Source organism: Vibrio sp. R10-SF1-ISO8 (assembly GCF_059833805.1).
This window is the reverse complement of record NZ_JCBDHL010000010.1, coordinates 266,905-278,983: the sequence shown is the minus strand read 5'-3', so window position 1 is coordinate 278,983 and position 12,079 is coordinate 266,905. Positions and strand designations below refer to the sequence as shown.

Genomic DNA, 12,079 nt, shown 5'->3' with positions numbered 1-12,079 from the left:
AATTTATCGAGAGTTTCCCCATGGCAAAAGTACATGTCATTCCTCACACTCACTGGGATCGTGAGTGGTATTTTACTCAGCAAGACAGTGACGTTCTGGCAACTTATAACTTCACCAAAGTGATTGAAACTTTGGAGTATCAACCAAACTACAGCTGCTACCACCTAGATGGTCAATCGGCGATTGTTGAAGATTACCTCAAAGTGCTGCCGTACATGCGTGAGCGTATGGCTAAATTGGTGAGCGATAAAAAACTCTTTATCGGCCCTTGGTACACTCAGACTGATACCTACAATGTGGCGGGCGAGTCGATTATCCGTAACTTGAAGTACGGCATGCATATCGCAGAAGAACTCGGTCACAGCATGAAGGTCGGCTACCTGCCGGATACCTTTGGTCACAACGCGCAAATGCCAACACTGTTCAAAGGAATGGGGATCGATAACATCGTATTTTGGCGTGGTATTGATTACGACCAACACGTAGAAAAATCGCACTTCTTCTGGAAGTCGCAAGGTGGTGATTCAATCTACGCTTACAACCTAGTTCATGGTTACGGCGCGGCGAAAAACATTGTTCCTGATGCAGAACATCTGGAAAAGAAAATCTTCCCGATGATTGACAAGATCAAATCGCTGTCAGGTCTCGATGAAGTGTTGATCCCATCCGGTGGCGATCAGGTCAACATTGACCCGAACCTCCCGGAAACTTTGCTAGCAGCCAGCGAACGTTCGCCTGCTGGAGACATTTACACCATCTCATCGATGGAAAACTTTGTTGATTTTCTTCGCCGCAACAGCAGTGAATTTGAGACTTACCAAGGTGAATTCAAAGCGCCGCGATACACTCGTATCCATAAGACAATTGGCTCTGTTCGCTATGACATTAAAAAGCTCAACTTCGAGATTGAGCAGTTCTTACTCAAGAAGCTCGAAGTCGTGATTGCGTTTGCTAAAGCACAAGGCATCACTGTTCACACTGAGCTGGTGGATATGGCTTGGAAGAAGATCCTTGAATGTCACGCCCATGACAGTATGGGTGGGTGTAATAGCGATGCCACTAACGCTGACATCATGCACCGTCTAAAGCAAGCCGAAGAAATCTGTCATGGCTTATACAACCTAGTGGTGAAAGAGATCGCTAGTAGCGCATGTGATGACAATGAAGTGATGATCTTTAACGGCCAAATCACACCATTTAGCGGTGTTGCTAAAGTCACTGCTTTCTCTAAGCACCCATCTATTGCCTTGTCGGATGGTAAAGCCCTGCTTGCGACCGAAATTCTAGCGCGCGAGACGTTAGATGGAGGCAAAGTCATTGAAGTGACCAAAGATGGTGAGAAAGAAGTCGCCGTGCCGCCATACTACCGCTTTGAATTGAACGTGAAGGTGTCCAACCTACCTGCGATGGGCTACCAAGTCTTCCAATTGGTTGAGTCAGAGTCAGCGATGCTTATGCAGAGCAGTGACGTCCAAACGATTGAAAATGCGGCGTTAACCGTCACGCTGAAAGATGGCGAACTGAGCTTAACTAACAAAGCAACAGGCCGCGTGATCGAGCAGTTGCTGCGTTTTGAAGAGCAGGCTGATGATGGTGACTCTTACGACTTCTCGCCTTTAGAGGGAGACGAGCCACGTTACCTCAATGAGTTAACTTGGCTATCAAGCCAAGTAGGTGAGACTGAGCAGACGATGACGCTGTTGGCAACAATGTCAGTGCCTTCAGATTTAGAGTCGCGCCAAGCAGGCAATGAGCTGGTTCAAGCCAGTTTTGAAATTACATTGATACTAGATGCCAACGACGAGCAGCTAAAAGTCGCAATTCACACTGTAAATCAGGCGTGTGACCACCGCGTTCGTATACTGATTAACTCAGATGTACAAAGCCAGGAATCCGTCGCCACTCAGCCATTCGCTGTGATGACGCGTCCAATTGCACCAAATGTTGAAGGCTGGCAAGCACGCTTCCGTGAGTGTCCGATTGATATTGAAACCACAGATGGTGCGGTTGCGATTGAGCAAGCAGGTAAAGCGGTGGTGATTAATGGTCGCGGCCTGAAAGAGTTCCAAGTTTTGTCAGGTGAACAGAGTGATGTGATTGCGCTGACGCTGTTTAAAGCAACGGGCAAGCTAGGTAAAGATGATCTGTTGTGGCGTCCGGGGCGTGCTTCCGGCATCAACAATACCGTGGTGTATACGCCAGATGCTCAGCTGCAAAAATCGATGAGCTTTGCTTTCTCGATTGCGATGCCGACAGATGCTAGCCATCAAACGCTGCGAGCCCTAGAAAGCCAATATCTCGATATGCCGTTTAGTTACCAGAAGCAGTCACTTAATAGCTTTGAAAATCGTCTCGAACGCTTCCAAGTTCGCTTTGATGCGCGTTCATCGGTGAAGTCATTCAGCCTGTTTGAAGTGAATCAGCCACTGACGCTTTCAAGTATTGGTCACTCCTTCTATCAAGACAATGCTGTTGTTGTGCGCCTGTTTAATGCGACAGAGGATGTGCAGCAACTTGATACCACTGCGTTTGCCCATTTTGCTCAGATGGAGCGTGTGAACTACCGCGAGCAGAGCGTGGAACAAGAGTGGTCAGTCAAACCGAACAATTCCATCGACCTACGCATTGGCTTTAAAATCTAGTGGAGCAGAGTATGAACAACGAGAAAATTTACCAAAAAGTCGCTTTGCTCTACGGTGATGAGCAAGCTAAAAGCATCACCCAAGAAATCCATGCTCTGGTTGAAAAGTGGCAAGGCAAAGCACCGAATTACGCTAACTGGGTCGATGAGACAACATCCTATCTAATTACTTACGGAGACAGCGTACAAGAGCAAGGCCAGCCAACTTTAGCGACGATGAAAACCTTTGCTGACAAGTACCTTAAAGGGGCATTAAGCAACATTCATATCTTGCCAATGTTCCCATACACCTCAGACGATGGTTTTAGTGTGGTTGATTATCGCAAAGTCGATCCTAACTTAGGCGACTGGAGCGAGCTTAACGCACTAGCTGAAAACTTCGATTTGATGTACGACTGCGTGATTAATCACATCTCTAAAAGCAGTGACTGGTTTCAGCGCTTTTTAGCCGGTGATGAAGCTTATCAAGATTACTTTATTGAGTCTGACCCAAGCCTAGATTATTCGAGTGTTACGCGCCCCCGCGCATTACCGCTCCTAACACCGTTTACCAAGGCTTCGGGTGAGACAACTCATGTGTGGACCACCTTCTCAGAAGACCAGATAGACATTAACTTTAAGAGCCCACAAGTCCTGCTCGAAAGCATTGATATTTTGCTGATGTATGCGGCAAATGGTGGTCGTTCGATTCGTTTAGATGCGATTGGTTTTATCTGGAAAGTACTGAACTCGACCTGTATCCACTTGGAGCAGGCTCACGAGATCATAAAGTTGTGGCGCATTGTGCTCGACGAGGTGATGCCGGGTTCTCTGCTGATCACCGAAACTAATGTGCCGCACAAAGAGAACATCTCTTACTTTGGTCAAGGCGATGAAGCGCACATGGTGTATCAGTTCCCACTACCACCATTAACCTTGCACGCGTTCTTGAGCCAAGATAGCCAAGTATTAACAACTTGGGCTAAAGGTTTAACGGCAGAGGCGATGGAGTCTCTCAATACGGAACGCAAGACAACCTACTTTAACTTCCTTGCTAGCCATGATGGCATCGGTGTGCGCCCAACAGAAGGGATCTTGAGCGATGACGATCGTCTGATGATGTGTCAGCACGTCGAACGCAAAGGTGGACGAGTTAACTACAAGAATAACGGTGATGGCACCCAGTCGCCTTACGAACTGAATATCAACTATTTGAGTGCGGTGACAGAGCCTAACGATAGTGACGAGTTAAAAGCGAGCAAGTTCCTAGCTGCGCAATCTATTTTGCTCTCGTTCATCGGTGTGCCTGCGGTTTACTATCACAGCTTACTTGGCAGTGAAAATGATGTACAAGGTATGCTGGATTCGGGCATTAATCGCCGTATCAACCGTGAGAAGTTTGACTTTGCTCAGCTAGAAACTGAACTGGCTGAAGAGGGCTCGTTACGTCAACGTGTTTACAGTGAAATGACGCATCTTCTCCAACTGCGTAAACAGCAAAAAGCATTCTCACCAAGCTCTTCTCAACAAGTGCTAGAGCTAGGTCATGGACTGTTTGGACTTAAACGCGGCGAAGGGGAAAATGCGATTCAATTTGTGGTCAACCTATCAGAGCAAGCAGCGGAAGTGTCGCTAGCAGTAGGCGGTTTAGATCTGATTTCACAGCGCGAGTTCGATGCGCAATTTACACTTAAACCATATCAATTTGTTTGGCTGACTCAGCCGCAAGCCCAGTAGTAGGAGTTTATGATGAAACTAGCTAACTTAACGTCTGAAAATCTAATCATGCTCGATGCTACCTTTGATGGGCGCTTCGCAGCGATCAATGCCTTGGTCGACAAAATTGATCAAGCGGGCAAGTTAACTGATCGTGACCAGTTCCTTGAAGCTGTACTTAAACGCGAAGACGAAGGCCCAACAGCTCTCGGCGAATACTTAGCGGTGCCACATGGTAAGTCGCCAGGAGTAAAAGAGCCGGTGTTTGCGTGTGCGTTTGTTAAAGATGAGATGCAGTGGAAAGGTCTCGATGGTGATGAGCCAGTGACTATGATTTTCCTATTGGCGATTCCGCCAGCAGAAGCGGGTTCTACCCATATGGAAGTGCTGACTACACTGACTTCTTCATTGGTGGACGATGATTTCCGTGACCAACTGCAAGCAGCGAACTCCCCGCAACAAGTGATGGCGTTATTTGGTGCTGAGCAAGAGGCAGAGCAGCCAGTTGAGTCAGTTCAAGATGAGCCAAATTCAACCGAAGAATTGGCGCAAGATCTTAGCCGCTTTGCTTATCCGTTGGTGCTTGGGGCGGGTGTGCTGATTTCAGCATTCCTCTTCCTATTACTTTAATGGTGCGTTATGTCTGTTTTTAAACTGGATAACGTTATTCAAAACTACGCGTGGGGCAGTAAAGAGTCGATTTCTAAAATGTTTGGAATCGATAACTCGGACTGCCAACCACAAGCGGAGATTTGGATGGGCGCACATCCAAACGGATGCTCGCGTGTTGCCGCGACGGGAGAGCTGCTTTCCGATGTGATCGCCCAAGACAGTAAAAGTATATTTGGGGATTACACTGCGATGCGTTTTGGTGAGCTGCCATATCTGTTTAAGGTGCTTGCGGCAGAAACGCCGTTATCGATTCAGGTTCATCCAAGTAAACATAAAGCGGAAGCAGGATTTGCGCGTGAAAATGAGCAGGGGATTGCACTTAACGCTGCCCATCGTAACTACAAAGATCCGAACCACAAGCCTGAGTTGGTGTATGCGTTAACCTTCTACAAGGCGATGAATGGATTTAGGCCTATAAGTCAGATCATCGACTTGTTCCAACAAGCGGGCATTGCAAGCTTAGATACCGAGGTGAGTGCTCTTGAGGCGAAACCAAACAGCGATGGCTTACGTGAGTTTTTCACCGCCATTATGTCTTTGGATGAACAGAGAAAAATCAGCGCATTAGAACAGCTTGATCAAGCATTGGTTCGTGGTCCTAAAACCGCCTTGATGCGTGAAGTGTTTGAGTATGTAGCAGAATTTAACAAGCACTACCCGGGTGATATTGGTTTACTTTCTCCGTTGTTTCTTAACACAGTTGAGTTAGCGCCAGGTGAGGCTATGTTCCTTCATGCTGAAACGCCGCACGCTTATGTACAAGGCACTGGGCTAGAGATCATGGCCAACTCGGACAATGTACTGCGCGCAGGCTTAACGCCCAAGCATATTGATGTGGATGAGTTGATCGATAACACCTTGTTTGTCTCGACCAACCCGGAGCAAATCAAGCTGGCACCTATCTACAAAGAAGGAAAGCTGAGTTACCCCATTCCAGTAGATGACTTTGGCTTTGACATCTTAACTGCCAATGATGCTATTAAGCGTCAATACCTTCGTAGTGCTGAGATTCTGTTCTGTGTTGAGGGGGAGGTTCAGGTCGAAGTGAATCAGCAAGCGCTGCGACTAAAACCGGGAGAGTCAGTGTTTATCAGCAATGATTCAGGTATGTACAGTTACCAAGGCAATGGCACCCTAGCACGTGCCTATAACTAAGGTTAAAGAGCCAAAATAAAAATCCCCAAGTTTCAGCTTGGGGATTTTTTATTATAAGCGATTGGTTACAAACCTGAGGTCATGTGCAGGCTGTAGAACAAACCGCGACCAATCAGCTCAGATGCGAGGATTAACACTAGCGCAATGCTTAGGTTGACCGGGTTAACGCTTGATTTGTTGATCATTGGCAAAGCCCAAATCAGTAGGCCAGCCATCAACAACGCTACTTGAACACCAAGGTAGACTCCTAAACCATCAACCAGCTGGGATGCTTTGACCACTGAAGTTTGAATATCACCAATTAGGTTGGCTTTGCCCATTGTGATAACGAGGCTCAACGCCACAGCTACGACAGCAAGCATGATGATATTGCGGTCAACGGTGAAGCGTGAGTCATTCGCTGACACAATCACAAGTTGAGACAGTAGCAAACCTGCAACCACCATAGTCATGATGAAGCTCAGCGGTGTATAGGCGTTAAACCAAGTCGGCACGGTATCAATCATGTAGACGTTAATCATCGCGTACATGAAGATCGCCCCAAGTACCATCGCCGCAATCATCAGCGCTTTTTGGATACCCGCTCCACCTTTTTTCAGTACAGAAAGCAGCCATTGCAAACCACCTACCGCAAAGAAAGCGGCACCGAAGAAGATTTCATTCGATAGCCATGCGGTTCCCACTTGGTTTAGTGCGTTGAAGGCACGGAATGGAGAGCCTAAGTGAGTAGTAGAGAATAGAAACCCCACTCCCATCAGAGCCCAAAGTACAAACATCGGCACTTTGTAGCTGTTGATTTTATCTTCATCATGACCCATTGCCAGTGCGCGAGCACTGACTAGGATGTAGCCACCCACAGCGGTTTGCGCTAACACCGTAAAGAAGATTAACGAATACTCATGGAAAATCATCTTACACCTCCTTCGGGTTCGCTAAGAAACCACTGGTATCACCGGTTGGTTTTGAGTTTTTGTTGAGCTTAATCACTATGTTTGGCAGCGTTAGGCTAGAGGATGGTAATGGTGCCACATCAGCTGTGGTGCCGTATTTTTCACGTAGTTCGCCGATCTCACCAAACTCAAGTGCGCGCAGAGGGCAAGATTCAACACACATCGGCTGTTTGCCTTCTGCCACACGCTCATAGCAGCCGTCACACTTAGTCATGTGACCTTTCTCTTTACTGTACTGTGGTGCGCCGTAAGGGCAGGCATTGCTACAGTGCTGACAACCGATACACACGTCTTCATCAACGACGACAAGACCGTCTTCGGTGCGCTTATGCATTGCGCCAGATGGGCACACTTTCACACATGCTGGGTTAGAGCAGTGGTTACAAGCAATCGATAGATAGTACGAGAAAACATCTTTCTGTACCCAAGTGTCGCCATCTTGAACAAAGCCGCCACCGGCGTATTCGTAAACGCGGCGATAGTTACGTTTGATGTCTAAGTCGCGGTAATCTTTACAAGCAAGCTGGCAAGTTTTACAACCAGTGCATTTACTTGAATCAATGTAAAAGCCGTATTGTTTCATTCCAACCTACCTTATGCTTTAACTGCTTTAATCTGAACAAGGTTTGTATGCTGAGGGTTACCCTTAGCAAGCGGACTTGGGCGCTGTGTGGTCAATACGTTGATTGAGCCAGCGTGGTCGACCTTCTGACCATCAGGTGCATACCAAGCACCTTCACCAAGTGCGACAACACGCGGTAAAATACGTGGGGTCACTTTTGCTGGGATACGAACCTCGCCACGGTCATTGAAAATACTGACCATGTCTCCGTTTTGAATACCGCGCTCTGCTGCATCAATCGGGTTGATCCACACTTCTTGACGTGCGGCTGCTTTAATTTCAGCCACGTTGCCGTACGTTGAGTGACAGCGAGCTTTATAGTGGAAGCCTGTCAGTTGTAGTGGGTACTTGCTCGCTAGTGGGTCATTGTGACCTTCGAATGAGTCTACATAGATAGGTAACGGGTGAATGACATCGCCATCTTTGAGTTCCCAAGTCGCCGCGATTTCAGCCAGTTGCTCGGAGTAAATCTCTATCTTGCCACTAGGAGTGTTGAGTGGATTCGCTTCTGGGTCGTTACGGAAATCTTCGTAAGCAATGTAGTCGCGGTTGTATTGGCGCTTGTAAATACCTAGCTCTTTCATCTCTTCGAATGTAGGGAGAGATGGGTCTTGCTTGCGCGTTTCAGCATAAAGGTGTTCTACCCATTGCTCTTGAGTTCGACCTTCGGTAAAGGCCTGCTCTACACCCATGCGTTTAGCAATTTCACTGCACATCTCATAGATGCCTTTTGCTTCGAACTGCGGCTCGATCGCTTTCTGTGCATAGATGAAGTAAGGCGCATTAGCGGCTTTACCATCCATCGCCCAGTCATCTTGCTCTGACGTTGTTAAATCTGGCAGGATGATGTCTGCGTATTTCGCTGACGAAGTCATGTGGTTGTCGATCACTACGATCATTTCACACGCCTTGTCATCTTGCAGAATATCGTGTGTACGGTTGATGTCTGCATGTTGGTTGATCAAGCAGTTACCCGCATAGTTCCAAATCATCTTGATTGGGTTTTTAAGACGCTCTGCGCCACGAACACCATCAGTCTTATCGGTCATCTCATGGTGACGGTAGATTGCATCCGTCCAAAGGAACATTGAGATAGAGGTTTCGATCGGGTTAGGGACGGTTGGGAAGCGCACAAATGGAATGTTGATGTCACTTTCACGTGCTCCTGTTGAGCCGCCTGCAACACCGACAGAACCTGTAAGCAGAGAAAGCATTGCAATCGCGCGACAAGCGAGCTCGCCGTTTGCAGTGCGTTGTAGTCCCCAACCTTGGTGGATAGCACAAGGTTTGTTCGTGCCCATTTCCCGTGCAAGCTTAACGATGGTATCGACTGGAATACCGGTGATTTTTGACGCCCACTCAGGTGTCTTAACAATGCCGTCTTCGCCTTTACCGAGAATGTAAGACTTGTAATCGCTGTTTTTAGGCGCAGAGGCAGGAAGCGTCTTCTCATCGTAACCGACACAGTATTTATCTAGGAATGGCTGATCAACAAGGTCTTCGGTGATCATGACATAAGCCAAACCAGCAACGAGCGCTGCATCGGTAGATGGGCGAATTGGAATCCACTGATCTTCGCGACCGCCTGCAGTATCTGTGTAGCGCGGGTCAATGATGATGGTTTTCGCGTTCGACTTATTCTTACTTTCAACGTAATGGTGAATTAAGCCGCCGCCAGACATACGCGTCTCAGCTGGGTTGTTACCAAACTGAACGTTGAGCTTAGTATTGGCTAAGTCAGAGAAAGAGTTGTTGTTTGCCCAGCCGCCGTAGGTGTAGCTCAAACCTTTGGCGATTTGCGCAGTCGAGTAGTCACCATAGTGGTTTAGGTATCCACCACATAAGTTCATAAGGCGAGCAATCAATGTTGACGCAGGTGGCCAAGACTTAGTGACCGTACCGCCAAGTGTGCCTGTACCATAGTTTAGGTAGATAGAATCGTTGCCGTATTCTTTGATAAGGCGCTGCATTGTTCCTGCAACTTCATCGTACGCCTCTTCCCAAGTAATGCGTTTAAATTTACCTTCACCACGCTTACCCACGCGCTTCATTGGGTATTTGAGGCGGTCGGGGTTGTAGACACGGCGACGCATCGAGCGACCACGCAAGCAAGCTCTTACTTGGGTGCTCTCGCCATAAACATCGCTGCCAGTGTTGTCGGTTTCAACGTACTTGATTTCACCATCTTGCACATGCATACGCAGCGGGCAACGTGAACCACAGTTCACAGTACACGCACTCCACACAACTTTTTCGTCGACGTGTTTTGAAACAGCGGCAGCAACAGGTTTTGAAGTGAATGGTAAGCTGATACCACTGGCCAATGCCGCAGCGCTACCTACCGCCGAAGAGGCTTTGATAAACCCTCGGCGAGTAAGATTCATTACTCCAGATTCTTTTTTGTTATTCGTCATACAAAGATGCCTTTTATATTACTAATGGGTAATACTTTATAGGTAGTTTGTTGTCGGTAATATCAAGGATTGGACTCGTTTTGATAAAAATCAAAATAACGTGCTATAAATTTTAATATTTGTATTTTTGACATTCATTTAATATTAAATAGTGAGTGGTAATTTATAATTAATTACAGTTAAATTTAATGAAAATAGAAATGATTATCGATACTGCAAAGTTGTTGGGAATATTATTCCATCAAAAGATAAGCAAAAATGAGCTAATCGAGCTTACTACCGCACTTGTAGAAGATGGGGTATTGAGTGAGGTGACTATACAGTCTCTATTGGAGCTTGATGAAGACACATTAAGCGCTGACTTTACCGAGCTTTTTGAAGGGTTAGGTGAGATGAAAGCTCCGCCATGGGGTTCTGTTTACCTAGATAGAGAGAAAGTCGTCTTTGGTGACTCAACGGTTCAATATCGCCAGTTTTTATCAGACAACGAAATTGAATTAAATACGGGTATTAGAGAGCCAGAAGACCAATTTGGTTTGATGCTATTAGCGTTTGCGTTTTTATTAGAAAATAATAAATCGAAAGCAGCCAATATATTAATGGAGTCTCACTTATTAGTCTGGGGAATGATTTACCTAGATTTATTAAATAAAGTTTCACACAATAAGTTTTATAGTCTATTAGCCTTAGATGTCTCTAACTGGCTAAATAAACTTATTATTGACTTAGAGTTAGTCGTTGAAGAGAAGAAAATATACTTAAATGATTGAAGCTATTGATACAAATCGCAGAGGGTTTCTCTCTCGGCTATCTAAACCAGTAAGTCGCTTATCTGAGCAACCAGAGCAAACGGCGAGAACTGCGCCGCGACCACCTAAAGCTGTGGATGAGGCGCTTTTCTTGCGTCTCTGTGATGGTTGTGGCGAATGCCAACGTATTTGTCCCAATAGTGTTATCGAGATGAGTGATCAAACTGCAAGGCTCAATCTGGATTACAACGAGTGTTCACTATGTGACGAGTGTACTAAGGTGTGCTCCAGTGGCGCGTTACACGCTTCTCAGAACAGCAAAGTCAGTCTACGACCAAACTTCTCTCAGAGCTGTAATAACTACCTACAAATTGATTGTCAGCAGTGTGCTGTTGGGTGTCCTCAATCAGCAATCCGTGTTGAAGAGGGCGAGCGTCCAGTGGTAGACGAAGAAAAATGCAATGGCTGCGGGCAATGCCGCAGCCATTGTTATTTAGGTGCTATTTCAATGGCTTTTCATTCATAGCGATTGTTGGCACAAACAAAGTGTTTAGTCTGTGATGGTTACTTTGTTGATCTTAATTGTGTCTAAAGGCACGTCATCGTGGCCTTTCTTACTGCCAGTCATGGCTTTACCTATGTTGTTCACCACGTCCATCCCTGTGGTCACTTTACCAAACACGGCATAGCCCCAGCCTTGGTTGGTTTTGGCGGTATGATCAAGAAAGTCATTGTTGTCTAGGTTGATAAAGAACTGTGCTGTAGCAGAATGCGGGGCATCAGTTCGAGCAAAAGCGATGGTACCGGTTTTGTTCTTTAGGCCGCGGTTCGCTTCGTTAGCGATAGGTGCATGGGTCTCTTTCTCGGTCATGTCTTCAATATGACCACCACCTTGAATCATAAAACCGTCAATCACACGGTGAAAAATCGTGCCTTCATAAAACCCTTCTTGGCAGTAACGTAAAAAGTTTTTTGAACTAACAGGGGCTTTTTCCATGTTCAGTTCAATTTCGATATCGCCATAAGTGGTTGATAAAATGATCATTGTTATTACTCGTTGGGAAAGAAAACCCTGAGATTATAGCAAGTTTATGCCGCAGAAAATAATCATCGTCCTCTATTGATAACAGTCAGCTAATGTTCGTTTTAGGATGACTGCCTGCTAAATCCGGTCATTTCTA

The 12,079-nt window shown here is 46.3% G+C and carries 10 protein-coding genes; 6 read left to right on the top strand and 4 right to left on the bottom strand.

Features of this window, described 5'->3' with window-relative positions; genetic code table 11:
- Positions 1-20 precede the first annotated feature (20 nt).
- From AC6R00_RS06840 to manA, 4 genes are read left to right on the top strand one after another with little or no spacing between them, the layout of a single operon-like run.
- Positions 21-2,642, top strand: coding sequence for a glycoside hydrolase family 38 N-terminal domain-containing protein (locus AC6R00_RS06840; RefSeq protein WP_500639794.1), 2,622 nt, complete (start codon positions 21-23; stop codon positions 2,640-2,642).
- An 11-nt stretch (positions 2,643-2,653) separates the two neighbouring features.
- Positions 2,654-4,357, top strand: a complete 1,704-nt coding sequence (locus AC6R00_RS06835; RefSeq protein WP_500639793.1) for an alpha-amylase family glycosyl hydrolase — start codon at positions 2,654-2,656, stop codon at positions 4,355-4,357.
- Positions 4,358-4,369: 12 nt separating this feature from the next.
- Positions 4,370-4,966 carry a fructose PTS transporter subunit IIA gene (locus AC6R00_RS06830; RefSeq protein ID WP_500640169.1) on the top strand — a complete coding sequence of 199 codons (597 nt, stop codon included), beginning with the start codon at positions 4,370-4,372 and terminating at the stop codon, positions 4,964-4,966.
- Between the two features lie 9 nt (positions 4,967-4,975).
- Complete coding sequence (gene manA, locus AC6R00_RS06825) at positions 4,976-6,163, top strand: mannose-6-phosphate isomerase, class I (protein WP_500639792.1); 1,188 nt, start codon at positions 4,976-4,978, stop codon at positions 6,161-6,163.
- A 65-nt stretch (positions 6,164-6,228) separates the two neighbouring features.
- Here the strand turns inward: manA and AC6R00_RS06820 are convergent, their stop codons facing one another.
- The 3 genes from AC6R00_RS06820 to AC6R00_RS06810 are packed head-to-tail and all read right to left on the bottom strand — an operon-like array spanning position 6,229 to position 10,149.
- On the bottom strand, positions 6,229-7,074 hold the full coding sequence (locus AC6R00_RS06820) for a dimethyl sulfoxide reductase anchor subunit family protein (protein WP_500639791.1): 846 nt from the start codon (positions 7,072-7,074) through the stop codon (positions 6,229-6,231).
- Between the two features lies 1 nt (position 7,075).
- Positions 7,076-7,696, bottom strand: a complete 621-nt coding sequence (locus AC6R00_RS06815) for a DMSO/selenate family reductase complex B subunit (RefSeq protein ID WP_239823972.1) — start codon at positions 7,694-7,696, stop codon at positions 7,076-7,078.
- An 11-nt stretch (positions 7,697-7,707) separates the two neighbouring features.
- Positions 7,708-10,149, bottom strand: a complete 2,442-nt coding sequence (locus AC6R00_RS06810) for a DmsA/YnfE/YnfF family dimethyl sulfoxide reductase (RefSeq protein ID WP_500639790.1) — start codon at positions 10,147-10,149, stop codon at positions 7,708-7,710.
- A 200-nt stretch (positions 10,150-10,349) separates the two neighbouring features.
- Between AC6R00_RS06810 and AC6R00_RS06805 the strand changes: the two genes are divergently transcribed.
- Together AC6R00_RS06805 and napF are read left to right on the top strand one after the other, a co-directional pair.
- Positions 10,350-10,919, top strand: a complete 570-nt coding sequence (locus AC6R00_RS06805) for a molecular chaperone TorD family protein (RefSeq protein WP_500639789.1) — start codon at positions 10,350-10,352, stop codon at positions 10,917-10,919.
- Positions 10,912-11,424 carry a ferredoxin-type protein NapF gene (napF, locus tag AC6R00_RS06800; protein ID WP_500639788.1) on the top strand — a complete coding sequence of 171 codons (513 nt, stop codon included), beginning with the start codon at positions 10,912-10,914 and terminating at the stop codon, positions 11,422-11,424. The genes AC6R00_RS06805 and napF overlap by 8 nt, the downstream gene beginning before the upstream one ends.
- Before the next feature lie 24 nt (positions 11,425-11,448).
- Here the strand turns inward: napF and AC6R00_RS06795 are convergent, their stop codons facing one another.
- Positions 11,449-11,943 carry a peptidylprolyl isomerase gene (locus AC6R00_RS06795; RefSeq protein ID WP_500639787.1) on the bottom strand — a complete coding sequence of 165 codons (495 nt, stop codon included), beginning with the start codon at positions 11,941-11,943 and terminating at the stop codon, positions 11,449-11,451.
- Positions 11,944-12,079 lie beyond the last annotated feature (136 nt).

Excerpts from the sequence above, each read along its gene's own strand:
- AC6R00_RS06840 (WP_500639794.1), top strand. The coding sequence starts at position 21 with ATGGCAAAAGTACATGTCATTCCTCACACTCACTGGGATCGTGAGTGG.
- AC6R00_RS06835 (WP_500639793.1), top strand. The coding sequence starts at position 2,654 with ATGAACAACGAGAAAATTTACCAAAAAGTCGCTTTGCTCTACGGTGAT.
- AC6R00_RS06830 (WP_500640169.1), top strand. The coding sequence starts at position 4,370 with ATGAAACTAGCTAACTTAACGTCTGAAAATCTAATCATGCTCGATGCT.
- manA (WP_500639792.1), top strand. The coding sequence starts at position 4,976 with ATGTCTGTTTTTAAACTGGATAACGTTATTCAAAACTACGCGTGGGGC.
- AC6R00_RS06820 (WP_500639791.1), bottom strand. The coding sequence starts at position 7,074 with ATGATTTTCCATGAGTATTCGTTAATCTTCTTTACGGTGTTAGCGCAA.
- AC6R00_RS06815 (WP_239823972.1), bottom strand. The coding sequence starts at position 7,696 with ATGAAACAATACGGCTTTTACATTGATTCAAGTAAATGCACTGGTTGT.
- AC6R00_RS06810 (WP_500639790.1), bottom strand. The coding sequence starts at position 10,149 with ATGACGAATAACAAAAAAGAATCTGGAGTAATGAATCTTACTCGCCGA.
- AC6R00_RS06805 (WP_500639789.1), top strand. The coding sequence starts at position 10,350 with ATGATTATCGATACTGCAAAGTTGTTGGGAATATTATTCCATCAAAAG.
- napF (WP_500639788.1), top strand. The coding sequence starts at position 10,912 with ATGATTGAAGCTATTGATACAAATCGCAGAGGGTTTCTCTCTCGGCTA.
- AC6R00_RS06795 (WP_500639787.1), bottom strand. The coding sequence starts at position 11,943 with ATGATCATTTTATCAACCACTTATGGCGATATCGAAATTGAACTGAAC.